Source organism: Colwellia sp. MB02u-10 (assembly GCF_014077185.1).
Classification (GTDB): Bacteria; Pseudomonadota; Gammaproteobacteria; order Enterobacterales; family Alteromonadaceae; genus Cognaticolwellia.
On sequence record NZ_JACGVK010000082.1, the window covers coordinates 1 to 298 of the forward strand.

Annotated in this window: 1 rRNA gene; it reads left to right on the forward strand. The window is 41.3% G+C overall.

Going from position 1 to position 298, the window contains the following annotated elements:
- Positions 1-205: 205 nt before the first annotated feature.
- Positions 206-298 (forward strand): 23S ribosomal RNA (locus tag H4J59_RS03930); the annotation flags it as partial.

The following is a 298-nucleotide window of genomic DNA, read 5'->3' on the forward strand; positions in this document are numbered from 1 at the left end:
ATATCGCCTGTTAATGATGGTGATTACGGGTCCTCCTCGGAAACGTAATCAACCCGGTAATAAGTTTACTTTTACGAGTTAAATTTGTTACCACTCTTATTCAAGACACACTTTGTGTGCGTGAAAATGTCAGACTTTACAATTGCGTCGGATTAGTCTCCGATGTGTACTAAATAGCTTCTTCGGAAACTACTTGGGGTTGTATGGTTAAGTGACTAAGCGTATGTGGTGGATGCCTTGGCAGTTAGAGGCGATGAAGGACGTGTTAATCTGCGAAAAGCTTTGGTAAGGTGATAAA